A 22634-nucleotide genomic window follows, 5' to 3' on the forward strand; every position below is an offset into this window, starting at 1 on the left:
GATCACCAAAGGCCATCACACACATGACCCGCACGATCGTCGCTTCCGCGACCCGAGAAATCGTTATCGGCTTCGACCAGCCCTTCTGCGTTATCGGTGAACGCATCAACCCGACCGGCCGCAAGAAGCTGGCCGCGGAGATGGTTGCCGGCAACTTCGAGACCGTGATCAAGGACGCGCTGGAACAGGCTGCCGCCGGCGCCACCATGCTCGACGTCAATGCCGGCGTCACCGCTGTTGATCCGAACGCGACGGAGCCGGCGCTTCTGGTGCAGACGATGGAAATCGTGCAGGGCCTCGTCGATCTGCCGCTGTCGATCGACAGTTCGGTGACGGCTGCGATCGAGGCCGCGCTCAAGGTTGCCAAGGGTCGTCCACTGGTGAATTCCGTGACGGGCGAGGAAGAAAAACTCGAAGCCATCCTGCCGCTGGTGAAGAAGTACAACGTGCCGGTAGTCGCGATCTCAAACGACGAGACCGGCATCTCGATGGACCCGGATGTGCGCTTTGCGGTCGCCAAGAAGATCGTCGAGCGCTGCGCCGATTTCGGCATTCCCGCGCATGACGTGGTGGTCGATCCCCTCGTGATGCCGATCGGCGCGCTGGGCGATGCCGGCCGTCAGGTGTTCGCGCTGCTGCGCCGTTTGCGCGAGGAGCTCAAGGTCAACACGACCTGCGGCCTGTCGAATATCTCCTTCGGCCTGCCGCATCGCCATGGCATCAACGCGTCCTTCATCCCGATGGTGATCGGCGCCGGCATGACTTCGGCGATCATGAACCCTTGCCGTCCGCAGGAAATGGAAGCCGTGCGCGGCGCCAATGTTCTGGCCGGCACGGACGAGAACTGCACGACCTGGATCAAGACCTACAAGGACTACAAGCCAGGCGAACACGCCGCTCCTGCCCCTGTTGCCGTCAACACACCCGGCGCCGAAGGCTCCGCAGCCGGCGGACGGCGCCGCGGTGGACGCGAAGCGCGGACGAACCGGGGATAAACCAACCGGGCGCTTGATGAACCGGCCCTCTCAGGCTCTGCCTGTTGAGGGCCTTCTTGTTTGAAATGATGCTGCCATGACCGCTTCCGATCCTCTCGTCCTGTTCATGCCATCCGGCAAGCGCGGGAACTTTCCTGTCGGCACGACGGTGCTCGATGCCGCGCGCCAACTCGGCGTTTATGTCGAAAGCGTGTGCGGTGGGCGCGCCACCTGCGGACGGTGTCAGATCGAGGTACAGGAAGGCCATTTCGCCAAGCACAAGATCACCTCGTCAAACGACCACATTTCACCGAGAGGTGCGAAGGAAGAGCGCTACGATCGGGTGAAAGGCCTGCCGGAGCGGCGCCGCCTGTCCTGCTCTGCGACGATCGAGGGCGATCTGGTGGTGGACGTGCCGCAAGACACCGTCATCAACACGCAAACGATCCGGAAGGCCGCGAGCGACCGTCTTATCGAGCGCAATCCCGCCGTTCAGCTTTGTTATGTCGAGGTGGATGAGCCCGACATGCACAAGCCGCTGGGCGATCTCGACCGCTTGAAGGTCATGCTGGAAAAGGATTGGGGCTGGACCGATCTTCTCGTTTCGCAGCACCTCATGCCGGAAGTGCAGAAGATCCTGCGCAAGGGTGACTGGGGCGTCACGGCTGCCATTCATCGCGATCTTGAGACCTCGCGTCCAACCATGATCGCGCTGTGGCCCGGCCTCAAGAACGAAGCCTACGGCATTGCCTGCGATATCGGCTCCACCACGATCGCCATCCATCTGGTGTCGCTGCTGTCGGGCCGCGTCGTCGCCTCTTCCGGCACCTCGAACCCGCAGATTCGCTTCGGTGAGGATCTGATGAGCCGCGTGTCTTATGTGATGATGAACCCGGATGGCCGGGAAGCCATGACGGTTGCCGTGCGGCAAGCGATCAACGAGCTGATCACCAAGGTCTGCGCAGAAGGCAATGTCGATCGCAACGACATTCTGGATTCGGTTTTCGTTGCCAATCCGATCATGCACCACCTGTTCCTAGGCATCGATCCAACGGAACTCGGACAGGCGCCATTCGCGCTGGCTGTTTCCGGTGCGGTGCATAGCTGGGCGAGTGAAATCGACCTCGACATCAACCATGGTGCGCGCGTTTACATCCTGCCCTGCATCGCCGGCCATGTTGGCGCTGATGCCGCCGGCGCAACGCTGTCGGAAGGTCCGTACCGGCAAGACAAGATGATGTTGCTGGTGGATGTCGGCACCAATGCCGAGATCGTGCTGGGCAATCGTCAACGCGTTGTCGCGGCTTCGTCCCCGACCGGCCCGGCCTTTGAAGGCGCGGAGATTTCGTCCGGCCAGCGTGCGGCCCCTGGCGCGATCGAGCGCGTGCGCATCGACCCCGAAACGCTGGAGCCGACGTTCCGCGTCATCGGTTCGGACAAGTGGTCAGATGAGGACGGCTTTGCCCAGTCCATCGGAGCGATCGGCGTCACCGGAATCTGCGGCTCGGCGATCATCGAAGTCGTCGCGGAAATGTATCTGGCCGGCATTATCTCCGAAGACGGCGTGGTGGATGGCGCGATGGGAGAGCGCAGCGCGCGTATCCTGCCCAACGGCCGCACCTTCTCTTATCTCCTGCATGACGGCACGCCGCGCATCACGGTCACGCAAAACGACATTCGAGCCATCCAGCTCGCGAAATCCGCGCTTTATGCTGGCGTGAAGCTGTTGATGGAAAAGCAGGGCGTGACCCAAGTCGACACAATCAGCTTCGCTGGCGCCTTCGGCTCCTTTATCGATCCGAAATACGCGATGGTGCTGGGTCTGATCCCCGATTGCGATCTGAGCGAAGTGAAAGCCGTGGGCAATGCAGCCGGCACCGGCGCCCTCATGGCCCTGCTAAATCGCGACCATCGGCGCGAAATCGAGGCGACCGTGCAAAGGATCGAGAAGATCGAAACGGCGCTGGAGCCGAAGTTCCAGGAGCATTTCGTGCATGCCATGGCGCTGCCGAACAAGGTCGATCTTTTCCCTAAGCTGGCCGAGCAGGTTAAGCTGCCGCCGCGCAAGGTGCTTGCAGATGCAGCAAGCGATGGCGGCGGAGGACGTCGGCGCGGACGTGAGGGCCGGCGCGGACGCGACTAGGAAACTGGAACAGTCGCTTTCCCGATCAGCCGCTTGCCATCGCGCCCAACGAGGAATAGCTGGCACCCAATACTCACAATACGAGGCCGGTCATGAACATCCTGTCGATCCAGTCCTGGGTTTCCTATGGCCATGTCGGCAACGCCTCGGCGGTGTTTCCGCTCCAGCGCATGGGCATCGACGTGTGGGCGATCAACACTGTCCAGTTTTCCAACCACACCGGCTACGGCAAGTGGACGGGCCAGGTCTACACCGGCGAAGACGTGCGCGTGCTGATCGACGGCATCGCCGAGCGCGGCGCGCTTGAGCGCTGCAATGGCGTGTTGTCGGGCTATATGGGCGATGCCGGTATCGGTGAATCCATTCTCCACGCGGTGACACGCGTACGCGAAGCCAACCTCAACGCGCTTTATTGCTGCGATCCGGTGATCGGCGATGTGGGACGCGGTGTGTTCGTGCGCCCAGGCATTCCCGAATTCATGCGAGACCGTGCGGTCGCCGCCGCCGACATCGTCACGCCGAACCAGTTCGAGTTGGAGTACCTGTCGGGGGTCAAGGTCACGCGCAGCGCCGATCTCGTGAAGGCCATCAAGGCCGTTCATGCAATCGGGCCCAAGATCGTCATGGTCACAAGCGTGCAGCTCGACGATACGCCGGATGACGCCGTCGATATCGTGGTGTCGGCAGCATCCAGCCTGATGCGGGTTCGCACGCCGCTTCTGCCAATCGGCGTCAATGGCGCAGGCGATGCGATCGCCGCCTTGTTCTTCGGCAAGTTCCTGCAGGAACAATCGCCGGAAGCAGCGCTGGCCCATGCCGCCAGCGCAACACACGGGCTTTTAAAGCGTACCGCCGAAGCAGGGTCGCGCGAAATCCTGACGGTTGCGGCGCAAGACGAGTTCGTGACGCCCACCACGCGGTTTACAGTTGAACAAATCAACGTATAGACGCGGCTCTACCCTTCCAAAGGATATGCCATTGCTGCGTCGTCTCTATGACTGGACCCTGAGTCTGGCCCAACACCGGCACGCAACATCGGCATTGGGTGCCGTGTCCTTCGTTGAAAGCTCTTTCTTTCCGATCCCGCCGGACGCAATCCTGATCCCGATGGTGATCGCCCGGCGTTCGGCAGCCTGGCGCCTCGCCTTCATTTGCACGGTCATGTCGGTTCTGGGCGGCCTGTTCGGCTATTTGATCGGCGCTCTTTTGTTTGAACAGGTGGCGCAGCCGATCCTCAGCTTCTATGGCTATGCCGACAAGTTCGAGGAGTTCGCGTCGGCCTACAACGAATGGGGCGTCTGGATCGTCCTCATCGCCGGCCTGACGCCGTTCCCCTTCAAGGTCATCACGATCGCAAGCGGCGCCACCGGTCTGTCGCTGCCCGTGTTCATTCTGGCCAGCATCGTGGCCCGCGGGGCACGCTTCTTCATCGTCTCAGCGCTACTTTACTGGTTCGGCCAGCCAATCCGCGCGTTCATCGAAAAGCGCTTGGGACTCGTGTTTACCGTAGGCATGGTGCTGCTGATCGGCGGCTTTCTCGCGCTCAAGCTTCTGTTCTAGCTCAAGCCGAACCGCCTACCCCAAATCAGAACGTCCCGGTCTGGCGAAACCCTTCAAAGGTCGCGCGGATATGATCCGCCGCCGCGCGAACCGGAGCCGAGGCATTGGCGGCCATCACCAGAGCAAGGTTGTAGTTCGACAGCTCCGGCAAGCCATCCTTGGTGCCAAGAGCAACCAGATCGTCGCCGATGAAGCTTTTGGCCATGGGAGCCACCGCCAGATCCGCCGTGATCGCAGCGCGCTGGCCGGCGGTATGCGCGCTCATATAGGCGACCCGGTAGTCGCGCCCCTCCTTGCCCAGCGCTTCGAGCGCATTGGCGCGCCAAACGCAGCCTTCTTCCCACAAGGACACGGGCAGCGGCTCACGCAGATGCGCGGTGCCGCCTTTTGCGCCCGCCCAAACCACTGGTTCGGTCAACAGGATCTCGGCGTCTTCCAGATTGCGGCAGGTGGTGATCAGCGTCAGATCTAACTCGCGATCGGCCAGTCTTCGCTTCAGGTTGACGCTCTGATCGATCGTCACATCAACGGCGATCGACGGATGCGACTGGGCAAAGCGCTTCAACACGGCCGGCAGGATGCGCTCGCCGTAATCGTCCGGCGAGCCAAGCCGCACCACGCCCGCGATCTCCGGCATAATGAACTTGGCCATGGCTTCGCGATTAAGCGCAAGCAGACGGCGCGCATAACCAAGCAGAACCTCACCATCCTTGGTCAGCGAAACCGAGCGGGCATCACGCAGGAACACCTGCCGCCCGAGATTCTCCTCCAGCTTCTTGATCTGCATCGAAACCGCCGAAGGCGTGCGGAACACGGCATTCGCCGCAAGCGTAAAACTGCCGGTATCGGCAATCGCCACAAATGTCCGCAAGACATCCAGTTCAAGCAGCGGCAACGGATGATTGAGCGGCGCGTTCATAATCAGATTTCCTGATCCAAAGCTTCACTGGATTTCGTTCGATTGAATATCGCGCCTGCTCCATAGTCAAGCAGAAGCCCCCCTTTGGGGCAGAAGAAGGTTCACTTGATGCGTCAGCCTGCACCCTCAACTTTCCAGCGTGATCCTGCGCCAAAGATCATCACCTTCGACTGCTATGGCACGTTGGTGCAATGGCATGAGGTGCTTCTGCGCAAGATCGGTGACATCCTGGCAGCGCACGACGTGAAGAGCGTAAATCCGTCTGCGATCCTCGAAAGCTTTTCCGCGCAAAGCCGCGTATTGACGGCGGAGAAGCCGCATCGGCTCTACAAGGACATTCTACGCATCGGTTTTCGCGCAGCCTTCCTCGACCAAGGCGTGAGTTCGACCGACGATGAGATCGAGCAAATCGCTACGTCCCCCATGCGGATGGGGCCGCACCCTGAAGTGCCGGATGTTCTCAGGCGGCTTAGCCAGCATTACAAACTAGCTATCTTCACGAATTCCGACGACGACCTGATTGCACCGACGGTCGCCAATATCGGCGTGCCATTCGACTACGTCATCACCGCCCAGCAGGCACAGGCCTACAAGCCATCGCGGCTTTTGTTCGAACACGGCTATCGAACCATGGGCGTGACGCCAAACGAAACGGTGCATGTGGCGGCGGGAATGTACCTGGACATGAAGGCACGCCATGAACTCGGCTTGCGCGGCATTTGGGTGAACCGGCGCAACGAGACCGCAGAAGTCGCTTGGCTCCCTTATGCGGAGGTGCTGGATCTGAACGGCGCGGCAGCGCTGCTTTTGCCAGAAGGCGAATGATCTGGCGCAAGCGCGCAGCTTTGGTCCTGCTTCGATGTCGCATACGGATGTCGCATTTGATGCCAAGCGCTTCGCATTCCCTGCTGCAAGCGAGGCAGTAGATGCCTATATCCGCGTCATCAACGGCCTGCCCCACCGAGCCAACACCCGACGGCACACCGTGTAACCTCTTCTGCATGGAAAACGTGTCATGAAATTTCTCAACCGCTTCTTCGGCAAGCGCCATTCCCGCAATATGGTGACCACCCTTGAGCGTCAGCGGCTGAGCCGCACGATGCCTGGCCAGACTGCAGCCATGGTCGGCGCACGCCTCGGCGTCCTGGTTTAAGCCGCTTTATCTATACTGCACTGCATCAACCGCGCTGATCGAAGGATCGGCGCGGTTTTTTGTTGCGGCTGCTGCTCCACGGCACATCGCGTTTCTTGAGGGCATAGTAGTGCTGCACCTTTTTTCGAGTTGACGCCGCCACTATTCGGTCACTTAATCACTGTTGGCTCAGCCTAACTGTCGCGGATCATGACGACAGGATCTGAAAAGGGGTAACAACGGTGTCGTCAAAGCAGACGCTCAAGCGCTCGATCGTTTTCTTTTTAGTACCCGAATTCACCATGATCGCCTTTGCGACTGCGATTGAGCCGCTGCGCTCGGCCAATCGCATGCTGGGCTATGAAGCCTATAAATGGCGCTTGGCCAGTCTGGACGGCAAGCCCGTGCAGGGCTCCAACAATATCGAGATCAAGGCCGATACGTCGCTTGAAGATGAGCGCAAGAAGATGGCTGGTCCGGATCGGCCATCAATGGTGATCGTTTGTGGCGGCACCAATGTGGAAAACTACCAGAACAAGTCCGCCTTTGCCTGGCTGCGCGAGGAATACAATCGCGGCGTGGCGATAGGCGGGCTTTGCACCGGTGCGCATATCCTGGCATCCGCCGGACTGCTTGCCAACAAGCGCTGCGCGATCCACTGGGAGAACCTGCCGGGCTTTGCCGAAGCCTTCCCCAAAGCCAACGTCTTTGCCGACCTCTTCGAGATCGACCAGAACATCTATACCTGTGCCGGCGGCACGGCTGCGCTCGACATGATGCTGAAGCTGATCGGCGAGGACTTCGACGACTCGCTGGTCAACCGCATCTGCGAGCAGGTGCTGACCGACCGTGTCCGCAGCCCAACCGACCGCCAGCGCCTGCCGCTACGCGCGCGTCTCGGCGTCCAGAATTCGAAGGTTCTGTCGATCATCGAGCTCATGGAAGCCAATCTGTCGGAGCCGCTTTCGCTGATCGAGATCGCGGACGATGTCGATCTTTCGCGCCGCCAGATCGAGCGGCTGTTTCGACAGGAAATGGGCCGGTCGCCAGCCCGCTATTATCTCGAGATCCGGCTCGACCGCGCGCGCCACCTTCTGATCCAGTCGTCGCTGCCGGTGGTGGAAGTAGCGGTGGCCTGCGGCTTCGTGTCGGCGTCGCATTTCTCGAAATGTTATCGCGAACTCTATGCCCGCTCACCGCAGCAGGAGCGCGCCGACCGCAAGCAGCTGCTCGCGGCATAATCTGGCAAGGGCAGCCGATCCTTTACCGGCTTTCCCACATCCAGCTGCGGTTGCCCCACATCTTCTCGCCGATTTGGCAGTCGTAAGCATCCCGTGACTGCACCAGCAGCACGGATGGCTTGGCACCCTGATAGGCAGCAGGGATGGGCATGAACGGCCCTGCCAGTTCGAGCACGAGCTTGCGCCGGATCGCCTCGGGAAACTGGCTCCACTCGTTCACCGGCACCATGAACGATCCCGGCCCGCCGATCACACATCGTGTGTAATAGGTGTCGAGATCGGCGAAATCATAGCCCGACATGCGGCCGCCGCTGGTCATCAAAGGCAGGCCGTTGATGGTGATGCCCTGATCGGTAATGCGGTCGCGCACGCTGTCGACTGGCTCACCCTGATTGTTCGGACCGTCGCCTGAAATGTCGATGACGCGCTTCATGCCGGTGAAGCCGCTTTCCGCCAGCAGATCCCCGGCAAACGTAAGTGCCGCGGAGATCGAGGTGCGGCGCGCACTGTTGGGAACGCCGGCTTCCAGCCTGGCGGCGAAAGCCTCGGCATCGGCCTGGTTCGCGATCACCGTCCACGGCACGACCACGCGCTGCATAGCGTCGCCCGCCCATTCGAAATAGGTCACGGCAATCTTGCCGTGGACACCATCCTGAATGGCCTGCACGACGTTCGGATGCGTCAACGCTGCGACATAGCCGCGGCGCTGGATGTCGAGCTCCATTGGAGACATGGACAGCGACACGTCGACAGCCAGCACCAGCTCGACATCGACGGGCTCTGCAGCCTGCGCGGCAACAGGAAGGAGAAGCGCGGCGAAGCTCGCCACGGCCAGTCTGCTCAGCCCTGACAGGAAACCGGGCACGCACTGCATGCCCGGAATGATACGCGGTTCCCGCCGCCGCGATAGCCGCCACGACGGCACTGCCGCTCACGAAAGCGCGAGCGGCAACCGTTTAGCTGCGCGGCTTCAGGTTCTCGGGATCATAGAGCGGCTTGTAGCCGACTGCTGCGACTTCCACCGGATAGGTCTCGCCGAAATATTCCACGCTGAGCTTGCGGCCTTCCTGTGCATAGGCATGCGGCAGATAGGCGAGCGCGATGTTCTTGCCGAGCGTTGGACCGTAAGCGACCGACGACGTGAAGGAGCGGCGGCCAAGGTCGTCCACCAGCGTTTCCCCGCTGTCGGGATCCATGACCGGCATGATGCCGACCGGATAACGCGCGACGCCATTGGCATCCGTGTTGTCGGTCATTACCAGTGTGCAAAGCATTGCCGGCTGATGGTCGCGTGCCTTGTATTCCAAATGCTTGGCCTTGCCGACGAAGTCCGCTTCCTTGACCTTCGGGCGCGCGAGATCGGCTTCCAGAAGGTTGTATTCGGTCAAGAGATCGGCGTTCTGCAGACGCAGGCTCTTTTCCATGCGGCGCGTGTTGGCATAGGTCTCGACGCCGAACGGCATCACGCCGGTGGTGCGCAGCGCGTCCCAAACGGCAAGCCCGTCCTCATAGCGCATATGCAGCTCCCAGCCCTGCTCGCCGACATAAGAGATGCGGAAAGCAGTGACATCGACGCCGCCGATCTTGATCGGCTTGATCGCGGCGAAGGGGAATGCCTCAGGCTCAAGTCCGGCCGGATCTTCCACGACCTTTGCCAAGGTCGCGCGCGCGTTTGGTCCCCAGATGCCGATGGTGACGAACTTCTCCGTCACATCCGTGATGGTGACGTCGAAGCCCTTATCCTGAGCCATCCGCTTCATGTAACGGTAATCGCGCGGGCCGGCATCTGCGCCGTCAACGAGGCGGCAGCGGTCGGCCATGCGGATGACGGTGAAGTCTGCGCGCACCATGCCTTCCTCATCGAGGAAGTGCGTATAGATGCCCTTGCCGATATTGCCGTCGCCGCCGATCTTGGCCGCGCAGAGATATTCCAGCAGCGCGACATGATCCGGTCCTTCGATGTCGTACATCGAGAAATGCGACAGGTTCACGATGCCGACATCCTCGCTCATCGCGAGATGTTCGGCATTGGACACGCGGTGGAAGTGCCTTGCATCCCACTCGTTCTCACGCATCGGCACGCGACTACCGTACTTTTCCAGCAGCGGCTCGTTGGCGGCATAGCCATGCGCACGCTCCCAGCCGCCGAGCTCCATGAAGTAGCCGCCAAGCTCCTTTTCGCGCTCATAGAAGGGCGAGCGGCGGACACTGCGGCCTTTCGAGAAGGGCTCGCGCGGATGAACGGCGGGGTTGTAGACCTTCATCGCCGTTTCGGAACAGCGATCCCAGATATGCTGTTCTTCCAGCTGATGCGGGTAGTAGCGGGAATAATCGATCGCATGATGATCGATGACCGTACGGCCATCGGTCATCCAGTCGGCGATAAGCTTGCCCATGCCGGGACCGTCTTTCACCCAGACGCCGACAGCATACCACAGGCCACGCACCTTCTGGCTTTCGCCCATGGATGCGTTGCCGTCGCTGGACACCTGCAACAAGCCGTTGAAGGAGTGGCTCTCGTTATAGCCGAGTTCGCCCAGGATCGGCGTCAGCTCCATGGCGCGCTCGAGCGGCTCCATGATCTGTTCCATGTCGAGGTCGCGCTGCGAGGGCGACAGGCGCGACTCGCGCTTCGACAAGATGTCGCGCGGGTGAACGAGGCGCGGATTGTGCTCCTCGTAGTAGCCCCATTCGATCTGCCCGCCCTCGGCCGTACGAGGATCGCCGGTGTCGCGCATGTAAGCGGAGTTGCCCTGGTCACGCATCAGCGGCCAGCCAATCTCCTTGCCGGTGCCGGCGAATTCCGTATAGGGGCCGAAGAAAGTCAGCGGGTGATCGATCGGCATGACCGGCAGGTCTTCGCCAGCCATGGCTGCGGTCAGGCGGCCCCAGATGCCGGTGCAGACCACGACGTAATCTGCCATGATCGTGCCGCGGCTCGTCACAACACCCTTGATCCGGCCGTTCTCGATCACGAGGTCGGTGGCTTCCGTGTTGGCGAACGCCTGCAGCTTGCCGGATGCCACACCCTGATCGACCAACTTGCCGGCAACTGTCTGCGAACGCGGAATGACGAGGCCAGCGTCCGGATCCCACAACCCGCCCTGCACCAGGCTTTCCTCGATCAGCGGGAATTTCTCCTTGATCTCGGCCGGTTCGATCAGTCTTGCGCGCGTTCCGAACGCTTTGGCCGAAGCGATCTTGCGCTTGATCTCGTCCATGCGGGCATCGTCGCCGACGCGCGCCACTTCGAGGCCGCCGACGCGGGCATAGTGGCCCATCTTCTCGAAGAAATCGATGGAATATTGCGTCGTCCAGACCGACAGGAAATCGTGGCTGGTGGTGTAGCAGAAGTCGGACGCATGGGCGGTGGAACCGACATCGGTGGGAATGCCGGATGTGTCGATGCCGACAATATCGTCCCAGCCGCGCTCGATCAGATGGTGCGCGACAGACGCGCCCACGATGCCGCCCAGCCCGATGATGACGACCTTCGCCTTCGCCGGAAACGCTGCCATGTTCAACCACTCCAACCTTGATTTGTGCCGCAGACTATAGAGCGTTTCAGGCCGAATGCAGCCTGTTTGCGACACCCGGAAAACGTGTCGCGACCTGAGCTGCCAAGGCGTGTCAGGAAGCGCTGCCGTTAACCTCGATTGAAGAGCAAATCCGTTATGGAGCCGATGACCGCAGATCTGGCGCACCTCCTGCATGACCTGGCTTGAACGCCGGCTACCATGCACCGGCGAGCCATTTCGAGACATCGGCAAGCGGGGGCGCAGGGTATGACGGCAGCAGTGGAAGCAAGACGTGTCAAACGCCGCGCCTGGACGCAGGTGCTGACGGCACCCATGACCCTGCTGATCCTGGCGATCTGTCTTTGCGTGTTTCTGCTCAGCCTGCCGATCACGCTAACGATCGGCCCGATGTATTGGGACGTCTACATCTATTACGACGCGGCTAACCGCATCCTTTCGGGACAGGTGCCGAACGTCGACTTCTTCACGCCTGTCGGGCCGCTGAGCTATTATCTCACTGCCTTTCTGACGCTGATGTTCCCGCATGGCCAGCCATCGCTAATGGCGCCGTGGTCGATCCTGATCGTGAGCGCACCGCTGATGGCCGGACTTCTGTGGGATGTCGGCAGCCGCTCGCGCGGCACGGCGCTGGCACTGCTGCTGCCCTTCCTGTTCTTCTCGCTTCTGCCGTTCAACGCGCGCGAGTTCTACCCTGTGATGGGTTCAGAAGCGTTCGGCATCTACAACCGCCAATCCTGCCAGCTGCTCTACCTCATCATCGCGACGCTGCTGTTCGTGAAGGACCGCACGACCCTGCTTGCGCTGGTGGCGCTGACGCTGTCGGCGATGTTCTTTCTCAAGATCACCGGCTTCATCGCCGGTGGCCTGTTTTGCGCCTACGCCTTTCTCGCCGGGCGCGTGCCGTTGCGCATGGCGATCGGCATCACAGCCGTATTCCTCGCGATCCTCGGCGTGGTGGAGCTGAGCAGCGGCATCGTCAGTGCATATATCAACGATATCGCGACGCTGGTGTCGCTCAACAGCGGTGGATTGTTGTCGCGCTTTCGCGAACAGATCGCGCTCAACTTCGACATCATTTTCTTTTCGGCGGTGCTGATCGTCGTGCTGGCCACAATCGAAATCCGCGGCCGGTTCTGGACCAAACCTGCGTTTACTCAAGGCACGCTGATCGAGCGCGGCGCCGCGCTCTTCAACCTGCCGGTCGCCTGGTTTGCCGCCGCGGTTCTGGCCGCCTTGTTCTTTGAAACGCAGAACACCGGCAGTCAGGGCTTCATCGCGCTCTGGCCGGCGCTTCTGCTGATCATCCTGAAAGCGCAGAAGCTGTTTGCCCGCCCCATGCTGCTCGTTTCCGTTTTGGCGCTGGTTGCCGCGATCGCCTTTCCGACAACCTCCAACATCTTCCAGCGCGCGGCACGAACCTATATCGGCGGCTTGAACAATCCGGTTCTGGCCAACACCAACCTGAAGACACTCGGCCAGGTCAACGCGCGACCGGAATTCTTCGAACGGGCCGCCAACATGAAGGCCTTTTATCCCGCTCATCGCCAGTTCTATGAGGATCTCACGGCAATCGGCGAATATCCGAGCCCGACCTTTTATTCGGAAGTGGCCTTCCAGCTCTTGTTCCTGCAAGACGCCGACGAGGCCATCGATGCCGTAAAGGCGATCGAGGCTGACAAAGGCATCCGGTTCGAGACGATCCTGGCAGCGACCTTCACCAACCCCTTCCCTTGGCTGATGGACAGACAAGCGCCGCTCGGCGTTTCCATCGGTGCTGACCCCTTCCGCACCGTTCCACCGCCGAACGAACGAACCCTGGCAGCGATTTCGGCAACCGATCTGGTGCTCGTGCCGACCTGCCCGGCCACCATCAACAACACGAAGCTGCTGGCGCTCTATCAACCCGCCTTGACCGAGCATAAGCGCATCCAGCTGACGCCTTGCTATGACGCGCTGGTGCATCCGCGTTTCGCGCCTTCATTGCCGAACTGAGCAGACAACGAGAAAGGCCGGCGCTTGTGATTGGGGGCCGGCCGTTCTCGTGCAGTCTGAAGCTTAGGCCGCTGCTCTTCCCTCAAGGTCAAAGCGTGGCCGCCAGAGTTCCAGCAGCGACAGGCCGAGAACCACCAGATACGGGAAATAGACCCGGCTTTCGGGCAGCGGGAACACCACGAACTTGCCGCCGATGCCCAGGATGGAAGCGGTGAGCAGGATAACCGTGATGCCTTGCCGCGGCACGCGGTTGGCACGCAGGAGAACCAGCCAGGCCAGCACGAGCATGACGAAGACGGTCAGCCAATTCTGGAAGCGGAAGGAACTGGACACGCCGCGCAGCACGCCTTCGATATAGGCCAGCAGCGAGAACGGCGGGTGAAAGCCGCGCATGTCGTTCTGGATCTCGACATTGGTGAAATAGAAATGCGTCCACCAGCCGGGATGCGCGCCGATATGCGAGATCGGGGCGTAAGCGAGGGTTGCGAGCACGAAAGCCGTCAGCACCGGCAAAATGCGCCCGCCCAGCAGGGCTGAAGCCAGGATCAGCGCGAACAGGAAGATGATCATATCCGTGCGGATCAGGAAGCCGAGAAACAACAGCGGCACGGCCCACCAGTCGCGCCCGATCCGTATGAGATAAACGCCAACCAGCATCACGGCTGTTCCCAGCATGTCCGGCACGGCGAGTTGTGCCATCCACAGGAAGCCGCCGAGCAGCATCAGCGGGATGATGAGCAAGGCCGATTGCAGGATCTGCGCACGGCGCATCCACAGCATCAGCACGGCGCCGATCACCAGCACACTCAGCGTGTTGATCCACTGCGTGGTCTCGACATAGCCGATGATCGGGCCGAACTCGCGCAGGAGCATCGTGTAGGCGATCTTCACGCGGTAGAAGACAAGCTGTGAGTAGAAGAATTCGGGGTTGGCATATTGCGCCATGTTGTAGGCGTTGACGGTGGTCAATTGGCGGAACTGATCCTCCGTTGCACCCGCCTGCATGATGCCCCACACCGTGCGATGCAGTTCGTCATGATCGGTAATGGTGTTCTCCATCGCGATCGCAAGATAAGCGGTGAGATCCCAATTGTAGTCCGGATGCAGGAACGGCACCGCCGCCAGCGCCAGTATGAACAGAACGAAAATCACGCCCGCAGCAATCGTCACCACGCGCTGAGTGAGCACCGCATGAAGCAGCCGGCTGCCCCAATCAAGCAGCGACGCGGCAAAGTGTGTAGGCGTCTTGCCCGAAGTTACGTCCGAAACCGCCATCGCCGTCAGCCCATCTGACTTTTAACGAAATCCTTCACGATCGCGACGATGCCGCGACCGAGCAGCGCGTCGAGCGCAGCGATGAAGGTGTCTACATTCTCGCGGCTGCAGATCAGTGGCGGTTCGAGGCGAATGACGTTGCGGTTGTATTCAGTAAAGGCCACCAGCACGTCATAATCGCGCAGAAGCAGCGCACCGACGAAGCCCGACAGCGACCCCTTCAGCTTGTCGTCGAGCACCGACACCATCGGCCGCAGAACCATCGGCAGGGTCTGGCTGAAGTCCTGGAACTCGAGGCCGACCATCAGCCCCTGCCCGCGAATATCCTTGATGATCTTGGGATATTTTTCATGCAGCGCTTCGAGACGCTCAAGCAGATAAGCGCCGGTCGACGCCGCGTTGTCGATCAGCTGCTCGTCGTAAAGCACGTTCAACGCTTCGATCGACGTAATGCAGGCTTCGCCCATGCCGCCGAAGGTGGCCGGTGCGTGGATCATTGCGGATTTCGGCGTGCCATAGGCTTTCATGAAGACGTCGCGGCGCGCGATCATCGCGCCCATTGCGGTCTTGCCGCCGCCGAGCGACTTGGCCAAGGCCGTCACATCCGGCACGACGCCGTGATGTTCGAAGGCATAGAAGCGCCCGGTGCGGCCATAGCCGCATTGCACTTCGTCGGCGACCCACAGAACGCCATACTTGTCGCACAGCGCCCGCAGCTTTTGCCAGAATGGCGTCGGTGCAGTGATAATGCCGCCGCCGCCCTGCACGGTTTCCAGCACGATCGTGCCAATCGCGGGATCACTGCGGAAGGCGTGCTCGATCGCGTCGATGTCGCTGAACGGCACACGCACCGTGTTGTCCAACAGTCGGAAATCGCCGCGATAAAGCGAACCATCGGTGATCGACAGCACGCCCTTTGTTTTGCCGTGGAAGGAGTTCGTGGCATAAACGATCTTGGGCTTCTTCGGACCGGCGGCGCGTTCGGCAACCTTGATCGCAGCTTCCATGGCTTCGGAGCCGGACGACCCCAGGAACACCATGTCGAGATCACCGGGTGAGCACGCCGCGAGATTGTGCGTCAACGCCGCCTGATATTGCGACATGAAGGCGATGGCGATCTCGTGCCGGTTCTCTTCCTGGAACTTCTGGCGCGCAGCCAGCAGACGCGGATGGTTGTGGCCGAAGGCCAGCGAACCGAAGCCGCCGAAGAAGTCGAGGATCTTGCGTCCGGTCTGGTCGATATAGAACATGCCTTCGGCACGCTCGACCTTGATCTTGTGAAAGCCGAGCAGCTTCATGAAATGGAGCTGGCCAGGGTTCATATGCGCCTTGAACAGGTCGGTCATGCGGGCGACATCCATCGCCTTGGCTTCCTCGACGCTGATCAGGTTCGGCTTTGAGAGAGCCTGCGCATGGTGCGGGAGCGCTTCGCCGGACAGGTGAGCGCGATCGGCTGGACTGGTCACGACACTCATGCTCGTCTCCTACTCCGCCGCGAGATGTTCTGCGCTCGGAACGGGGCGGCCGTTCTTTTTTGCGCGGTATTCGCTGTAAGCGGCAATCAGCATGTCCTCGTCGCGAAACTGCGGCACCCAGCCGAGATCCCGCCCCCCCTTGGACACGTCCAGCACGCATTCCTCGTCGGCAATGAGGTACTGCTCGGGGTCCATCAGGGGCTTGTTCATGCGGTCGAGCAGGTCAAGCGTTCGCTTAACAGCCCAGCCTGGCGTCGGCACCAGCACCGATTTTGAACCGGCATGCTTGATGAGGTCGCCGAGCAGCTTGCGCACCGGCGGCGGTTTGAGGGAACCGAGATTATAGGCCTCGTTCGGCACGCCGGCCTTCCAGGCGAGACGGGCGGCTTCGGCGCAGTCGAACACGGAAATGAACTGGTAGGGGTTCTTGCCCGACCCGATCATCGGCACTGGCAGATTGGCGTCGATCAGCTTGAAAAGCTTTTCCAGGATGCCGAGACGACCCGGTCCGATGATGAGGCGCGGGCGAAACAGCGTGATGTCCATGCCGCGCTTGCGCCAATCGGCGGCGAGCTCCTCGGTTTTCCATTTGGACAAGCCGTATTCGCCGAGCGGCGCGACCGGATGATCCTCCGTCATCGGCGTCGTGACGGTGTGGCCGTAGATCATGTCGGTTGTGAAATGCACGAGCTCGGGCGCGCCGGCGCTGTCCATCGCCGCGATGATGTTTTCCGTGCCGTAATAGTTCACGGGAAAGAAGAAGTCGTGGCGTTTGGCGCGCACCTGGATCGGCGACAGCATCTTGGCCGACAGGTTGTAGACCATGTCCTCGCCCGAAATGCCGACAGCTGCGATCGACGCCTTATCCGTGACATCGCAGGGCACGTGCCGCACGGCCGCCGCGTAATGCGGTAGCGGGCTCTTGGCGATATCCGCCACCACCACCTCTTCGCCCTCGGCTGCGAGCTTGGGGGCGAGGTGACGACCGACGAAACCATCGCCGCCGAAGATGATATGTCTCATCGGGTAAGCTCGCTTGTTTGAACGGTTGATGGATCGGACGTTGCAGGCGTGGAAGGAACCGGGCTGCCATCCGCCGACGCAACGACGTCATGACCGCTCCCGCCCTGCGCGATCAGGATGGTGCCCACACAGATCGCAGCAATGCCGGCGATGCGCCAGGCATTCAGGTCCTCGTGGAACACGAAGTAAGCGAAAATCGCCACCGCCACATAAGCAAGGCTGAGGAACGGATAGGCGAAGGACAGCTCGACCTTCGAAAGCACGAAAAGGTGCGAGGCCATGGAGATGACGAAGGTGCAGAGGCCGAGAAAGATCCAAGGGCTGAACACGATCTGAAGGATCTTCACGAGCGGGTTCACACCGGCAAAGCTCAACGGGCCAAGCGTCATCATGCCGTGCTTCAGCATCAGCTGTGCTGCCGCATTGGTCAGCACCGTGAACAGAATGAACCCGATATATCTCATCGACCTGCCCTCACCGGTTTTTGTCCTACACGCTAAGACCGGAATCTTTGGTGAAACGATCCGGAAAAATTGAACAAACTTCGTTTGTTACTTTGAAGCTCTGACTCATTGTCTCAAACAGCATGGATCGTGCTTGGCTCCAGAGCGAGCGCCGTGCGCCGCCAGAAGTTCGACAGGAAGGCTGAGTCGCGTAGGGCTTCCAGCTCACGCCAGTTCGGAAAAGAGCGCGCAAACACCGCCGGGCTCATGCGCGCATCCTTGTAAGGATTGACCGCGCCTCCGGCATCAATCGCGATCGCATCCAGCCGCTCGAACAGGTGCCGCGTCGCCGCGCCGGCATCCGGAAAGTCGAGGGTGAGCGTGTAGCCGGAACGCGGAAAGGACAGCAGGCCGGGTGATGGCCGATCCCCGAAGCGCTTCAGCACGGTCAAAAACGAGGCATGGCCGGCATTGCGTCCGGCAGCCAGCAGAGCTGGCACCGCCTCCCGCGCGGCCTCTTCCGAAACGACGCTCTGATGCTGCAACAATCCGCGCGGGCCATAAAGCCGGTTCCAGTCACGCACGCCATCCAGCGGAAAGAAATAGCTCTGATAGCCGACGCGCGATTGCTGCTTCCGCCCCTGCTTCCAGCCGTAAGCCGCATTGAAGGCGTGGATGAAAGGGCGGTTGAGCAAACTGATCGGCGGTTGGAACGGCACACGCAATCGTCCGGGTTTGGCCGCCTGAAAGTCGCCGTCATCGGCATGGTTGCCGGCCAGGAGCACACCGCACCCGGCCCGATCACCGGATGCCAGCTGGTCGATCCAGGCGACGGCGTAGGCGTTGGTGCGATCGGCCTCCGGCGCGAGATCGAAGAACGTGTTCAGATCTCGGAAGGGCGTGGCTGTTTGATCGATTGCAAGCGATGGCACCCGCATCAGCCGGATCGTTGCCGACAGGATCAGGCCGGTCAGTCCCATGCCACCGATCGTCGCTGCGAATAGGTCGGCATTCGTTGTCGAACTGCAGTGTCGGACCTCGCCATCCGAGCGCAACAGAACGAAGCTCTCGACATGACAGCCGAAGGTGCCGGCGCGATGGTGGTTCTTGCCGTGAATGTCGTTGGCGATCGCGCCGCCCACGCTGACGAACTGCGTGCCGGGAACCACCGGTGGAAACCAGCCCTGCCCGGCCGCATAGGCGATGATGTCGGACAGCATCACGCCGGCTTCGACCTCGATCAACCCGCTGGCCGCGTCGAAGCGGATGATGCGGTTGAGGGCGCGCATGTCGATCAGCGTGCCGAGATCGTTCAAGCAGCTGTCGCCATAAGAGCGGCCATTGCCGAAGCCAAGAAGGCTGCCATTGGCGAGAGCGCCCGCATTCAGCCGTGCGATGCCGTCAGCAGGCGAAATGCCTGACCTGCCCGAACCCGCCGGCTGACCGAAGCTGCGCAACGGCCCGTTCATGGCAGAAGCACCGCGATGATCAGCAGCAGCAGCCCGATGGCAGCCATCAGCTGGCTGCGCCAATCTGTTAGAATGAAGACCACGGGATCGTCGTGCATCTCGTCGCGCCGCGCGAGGATCCAGATCCGCAAGATCATGTAAAGGATGATCGGCGCCAGCGGCCACATCATATAGGGATGGTTGTACTGCTCGAAGACAGCGGAGCTGTCGATATAAAGCGCCAGAACCACGACGGCGGCAAAGCCTGCGCCCATGCCGGCCTGCGCGATGACTTCCTGATCCTCCGGCCGATAACCCCGCCCTGCAATGCGCTGTTTGGCATCGGCAACCGTGGAGCGCAGTTCGACATAGCGCTTCACCAGCGCCAGCGAGAGGAAGAAGAAGATCGAGAAAGCCAGCAGCCAGAAGGACGGATCAAAGCCGGTAGCCGCCTGCCCCGCCAGAACGCGGATGGTGTAAAGGCCGGCCAGGGTCAGCACGTCGATCAGGAGCATGCGCTTGATCGACACGGAATAAGCGGTGGTGGTCACAAGATAGGTTGCGAGAACCAGCCAGAACAAAGGCGGCAGGGAAAGCGCCGTAAGCGCGCTCACAAGAAGCAGCAGGCCTGAACACAGCAGCCCGAAAGGGATCGTCAGCATGCCGCTGGCAAAGGGGCGATGCCGCTTCGTTTTGTGCTGCCGGTCGAGCGCCAGGTCGAAGAAGTCGTTGATGATGTAAATCGCCGACGCGGCCGCGCTGAAGGACAGAAAGGCCAGCACGCAGCTGATGATGGCGGGCAGGTTGAAATACTCATGCGCCAGAAACAGCGGCACGAAGATCAGCCCGTTCTTCAGCCACTGATGAACTCGCAGCATACGCACCAGCGTTTTCCACGTCGGTTTGGGCGTGGTGATCAGTTCGCAGCCATTCGCCACCTGCCAACGCAACGCATGCCGGTCCGGTGCAATGACGATCGCGGTGCGTGCGGCGTTGAAGAGTGCGAGATCGTGGCGGCTGTTGCCGATGTAATCGAAGCCGCCTTTGCCGTAGATGTTTTCGAGCGCCTCGACCTTGTTCTTTGAGGTCAGGTTGTGCAGCCCTTCCGTCGCAAGCACCGCATCGAACAAACCGAGATGCTCGGCGATTGCATCGGCGAACGTCTTCGGCGTGCCCGTGGCCAGAACGATCCGGCGCCCGGCGGCCTTTTCAAGCTGGATGCGAGCGAGCACTTCCTGGCGATAAGGCAAAGTGGCGGGATCGATCTCAATGCGGCGGGCAATCTCATGCTTTAACCGCGCTGGTCCGCTCAGCGCCCAGATCGGCACCATGAAGAGGAGCAAGGGATTGCGGCGCAGAAGAAGAAACAGGCCTTCCCACAGAAGGTCGGTCGCGATCAAAGTGCCATCGAGATCAACCGCCAACGGAACGGCGGCTGCCCCTGGTTGCTCATCTCCATTCGCCCGGCCTGCTGACTTCACGTCATGATCTCCCCGGCTCGGCTATGGCAGCAAAAGGATTGGGGAAGGTTAAGGCAGAGGTTGCGGTAAGATCTGCGGTGCGGTTGTTGTTTATACGCCTAATGCTTTGTCAACAAAGCGCACGCGTCTCCCAAAGGAACTGTCACCCGCAAGCCATTGCTTCATATCAGGCAGCACTGATGTAAAGGAACGCCTCGGCGAAAACGGGATTGTGATGGCATCATCACAGGAGACCCTCATGCCCTTTATCCAGACCGCAGATGAAACCGAACTCTTCTATAATGACTGGGGCACCGGCAAGCCGGTCATTCTGATCCATGGCTGGCCGCTCGACGGTGACATGTGGGAATATCAGTGGCCGACGCTGACGGCAAAGGGCCATCGCGTCATCACTTATGACCGTCGCGGCTTTGGCCGGTCCAGCCAGCCCTTTAGCGGCTATGACTATGACACGCTTGCAAGCGACCTGCAGACCATCATCGAAACGCTGGACCTGCACGACGTCTCGCTCGTCGGCTTTTCCATGGGTGGCGGCGAAGTCGCCCGCTACATCGGAAAATATGGAACCGCGCGCCTGTCGAAGGCAGCGCTGATATCCGCCGTGACGCCATATCTCCTGAAAACCGCAGATAATCCCGACGGCGTCGACAAATCGGTATTCGACGACATGGTGGAACAGCTGCGCAAGGACCGGCCGGCCTTTCTGGCGAGCTTCGGCAAGCAGTTCTTCGGCGCGGGCATGCTCAACTTTTCCGTCAGCGCCGAGATCATGCAATGGGCTTCCAACGTCGCGATGATGGGCTCGCCCAAGGGCACGATCGATTGCGTGCGCGCCTTCTCGGAAACGGACTTCCGCGCTGATCTCGCCAAGTTCGACCTGCCGACCCTGATCATTCATGGCGAGGATGATGCCACGGTGCCGATCAAGGCAGCCGGCGAGCAGGCCGCCAAGCTGATCCCATCGGCAACGTTCAAGCGCTACAGCGGCGCACCGCATGGCCTGTTCTTCACCGACAAGGACAAGTTGACCGCCGATCTTTTGGCGTTCCTCTAAAAACAACAAAGGGGACCTTCGGGTCCCCTTTTTAATTTCGGATCGTCAAGGGCCAGGCTTACTTGACGAAGGTCACCCAGTTGTCGAGCTGCTCGCGCTCGGTGCGGAAATTGTTCTCCGGCTTCGACGTGTCTTCGTAGCCGAGCGCCATCCCGCAAACCACGACTTCCTCATCGGGAATGCCGAGGATCGGTCGGATCTCCTTGTGATACGGCGCGAACGCTGCCTGCGGACAGGTATGCAGGCCCCTTGCCCGCGCTGCGATCATCACGGTCTGCAGCATCATGCCGTGATCGAGCCATGACCCCTGGTTCAAGCGACGATCGATGGTGAAGATGATGCCGACCGGCGCATCGAAGAACACGAAGTTGCGGTCGTGCTGGGCACGCATACGCTCGACTTCCCGACGCTGGATGCCAAGCGCATTGTAAAGCGCATAGCCGACGGTGCGCCGGCGCGTCAGATAGGGTTCGAAGAACTTGTCGGGGTAATAGCGATATTCCTCCCACTCGATCTTCTCGGCGCGAATACCGGAGCCGAGAATGGCGTCGGCGATCTTCGCCTTCACCTCGCCTTGAACGACATAGGCCTTCCAGGGCTGCATGTTCGTGCCCGAAGGCGCACGCGAGCCGAGATCCAGGATATCCCGGATAAGGTAATCGTCCACCGGCTTCGGCAGGAAGGCGCGCACAGACCGGCGCGTCAGGATTGCCTCGTCGATGATTTCAGTTTCAGAGCGTTCATCGCTCTGCAAGTTGGGAGCAAGCATCGCCTTCGTCCTTCGGGAATCGACCGATCGATCCGCATGGCGGTTAATCAGGGTCGATTGGCACGATTTTGCGGATCGGGCAATCACATGGGGGTGCCTACACCCCGGAAGTTGTTCGCACTTTTGGTAACACTTAGAAATCTAAGCTCTTGTTATGGAGGCTGGC

Annotated in this window: 19 protein-coding genes; 9 read left to right on the top strand and 10 right to left on the bottom strand. The window is 60.8% G+C overall.

Features of this window, described 5'->3' with window-relative positions; translation table 11 throughout:
• Positions 1-23 precede the first annotated feature (23 nt).
• From JYU29_RS08975 to JYU29_RS08990, 4 genes are all read left to right on the top strand, one after another.
• Positions 24-995 carry a methyltetrahydrofolate cobalamin methyltransferase gene (locus JYU29_RS08975; RefSeq protein ID WP_213984476.1) on the top strand — a complete coding sequence of 324 codons (972 nt, stop codon included), beginning with the start codon at positions 24-26 and terminating at the stop codon, positions 993-995.
• Between the two features lie 76 nt (positions 996-1071).
• On the top strand, positions 1072-3117 hold the full coding sequence (locus JYU29_RS08980; protein ID WP_213984477.1) for an ASKHA domain-containing protein: 2046 nt from the start codon (positions 1072-1074) through the stop codon (positions 3115-3117).
• A 92-nt stretch (positions 3118-3209) separates the two neighbouring features.
• Positions 3210-4064 (top strand): pyridoxal kinase PdxY, encoded by an 855-nt coding sequence (pdxY, locus tag JYU29_RS08985; protein WP_213984478.1) that lies wholly within the window; start codon positions 3210-3212, stop codon positions 4062-4064.
• A gap of 31 nt (positions 4065-4095) precedes the next feature.
• Positions 4096-4677, top strand: coding sequence for a YqaA family protein (locus JYU29_RS08990; RefSeq protein WP_213984479.1), 582 nt, complete (start codon positions 4096-4098; stop codon positions 4675-4677).
• Between the two features lie 25 nt (positions 4678-4702).
• On the opposite strand, the gene JYU29_RS08995 is transcribed toward JYU29_RS08990, so the two are convergent.
• Positions 4703-5596 (bottom strand): LysR substrate-binding domain-containing protein, encoded by an 894-nt coding sequence (locus JYU29_RS08995; RefSeq protein ID WP_213984480.1) that lies wholly within the window; start codon positions 5594-5596, stop codon positions 4703-4705.
• 108 nt (positions 5597-5704) lie between these two features.
• Between JYU29_RS08995 and JYU29_RS09000 the strand changes: the two genes are divergently transcribed.
• From JYU29_RS09000 to JYU29_RS09010, 3 genes are all read left to right on the top strand, one after another.
• Positions 5705-6421, top strand: a complete 717-nt coding sequence (locus JYU29_RS09000; RefSeq protein ID WP_213984481.1) for a haloacid dehalogenase type II — start codon at positions 5705-5707, stop codon at positions 6419-6421.
• Between the two features lie 190 nt (positions 6422-6611).
• Positions 6612-6749, top strand: a complete 138-nt coding sequence (locus tag JYU29_RS09005) for a hypothetical protein (protein ID WP_213984482.1) — start codon at positions 6612-6614, stop codon at positions 6747-6749.
• A gap of 281 nt (positions 6750-7030) precedes the next feature.
• Complete coding sequence (locus tag JYU29_RS09010; RefSeq protein WP_250157369.1) at positions 7031-7969, top strand: GlxA family transcriptional regulator; 939 nt, start codon at positions 7031-7033, stop codon at positions 7967-7969.
• Between the two features lie 22 nt (positions 7970-7991).
• Here the strand turns inward: JYU29_RS09010 and JYU29_RS09015 are convergent, their stop codons facing one another.
• Both JYU29_RS09015 and JYU29_RS09020 read right to left on the bottom strand, forming a co-directional pair.
• Positions 7992-8843: a DUF1194 domain-containing protein gene (locus JYU29_RS09015; RefSeq protein ID WP_213984484.1), complete on the bottom strand. Its 852-nt coding sequence runs from the start codon at positions 8841-8843 to the stop codon at positions 7992-7994.
• Between the two features lie 82 nt (positions 8844-8925).
• On the bottom strand, positions 8926-11487 hold the full coding sequence (locus JYU29_RS09020; protein ID WP_213984485.1) for a GcvT family protein: 2562 nt from the start codon (positions 11485-11487) through the stop codon (positions 8926-8928).
• Between the two features lie 267 nt (positions 11488-11754).
• Between JYU29_RS09020 and JYU29_RS09025 the strand changes: the two genes are divergently transcribed.
• Positions 11755-13500, top strand: a complete 1746-nt coding sequence (locus JYU29_RS09025) for a hypothetical protein (protein ID WP_213984486.1) — start codon at positions 11755-11757, stop codon at positions 13498-13500.
• Positions 13501-13563: 63 nt separating this feature from the next.
• Here JYU29_RS09025 and JYU29_RS09030 read toward each other — a convergent pair whose 3' ends face one another.
• The 6 genes from JYU29_RS09030 to JYU29_RS09055 all read right to left on the bottom strand — a co-directional run bounded on the left by JYU29_RS09030 (position 13564) and on the right by JYU29_RS09055 (position 20645).
• Positions 13564-14775 carry a hypothetical protein gene (locus JYU29_RS09030; RefSeq protein ID WP_213984487.1) on the bottom strand — a complete coding sequence of 404 codons (1212 nt, stop codon included), beginning with the start codon at positions 14773-14775 and terminating at the stop codon, positions 13564-13566.
• Positions 14776-14780: 5 nt separating this feature from the next.
• Complete coding sequence (locus tag JYU29_RS09035; RefSeq protein ID WP_250157370.1) at positions 14781-16136, bottom strand: aspartate aminotransferase family protein; 1356 nt, start codon at positions 16134-16136, stop codon at positions 14781-14783.
• 123 nt (positions 16137-16259) lie between these two features.
• Positions 16260-17273: an NAD-dependent epimerase/dehydratase family protein gene (locus tag JYU29_RS09040; RefSeq protein WP_213984489.1), complete on the bottom strand. Its 1014-nt coding sequence runs from the start codon at positions 17271-17273 to the stop codon at positions 16260-16262.
• Complete coding sequence (locus JYU29_RS09045; RefSeq protein WP_250157319.1) at positions 17270-17737, bottom strand: DMT family transporter; 468 nt, start codon at positions 17735-17737, stop codon at positions 17270-17272. The genes JYU29_RS09040 and JYU29_RS09045 overlap by 4 nt, the downstream gene beginning before the upstream one ends.
• A gap of 113 nt (positions 17738-17850) precedes the next feature.
• Positions 17851-19185 carry an FAD-binding oxidoreductase gene (locus JYU29_RS09050; RefSeq protein WP_213984490.1) on the bottom strand — a complete coding sequence of 445 codons (1335 nt, stop codon included), beginning with the start codon at positions 19183-19185 and terminating at the stop codon, positions 17851-17853.
• Complete coding sequence (locus tag JYU29_RS09055; protein ID WP_213984491.1) at positions 19182-20645, bottom strand: UbiA family prenyltransferase; 1464 nt, start codon at positions 20643-20645, stop codon at positions 19182-19184. Before JYU29_RS09055 ends, JYU29_RS09050 begins: the two co-directional genes overlap by 4 nt.
• A gap of 238 nt (positions 20646-20883) precedes the next feature.
• Here JYU29_RS09055 and JYU29_RS09060 point away from each other — a divergent pair, with 238 nt between their 5' ends.
• Positions 20884-21699, top strand: coding sequence for an alpha/beta fold hydrolase (locus JYU29_RS09060; protein ID WP_213984492.1), 816 nt, complete (start codon positions 20884-20886; stop codon positions 21697-21699).
• A 58-nt stretch (positions 21700-21757) separates the two neighbouring features.
• Here the strand turns inward: JYU29_RS09060 and JYU29_RS09065 are convergent, their stop codons facing one another.
• Entirely contained in the window at positions 21758-22468 is a 711-nt protein-coding gene (locus tag JYU29_RS09065) for a nitroreductase (RefSeq protein ID WP_213984493.1), read from the bottom strand.
• Positions 22469-22634 lie beyond the last annotated feature (166 nt).

Origin of the sequence: Tianweitania aestuarii (genome assembly GCF_018457165.1) — a bacterium.
Taxonomy (GTDB): Bacteria; Pseudomonadota; Alphaproteobacteria; order Rhizobiales; family Rhizobiaceae; genus Tianweitania; species Tianweitania aestuarii.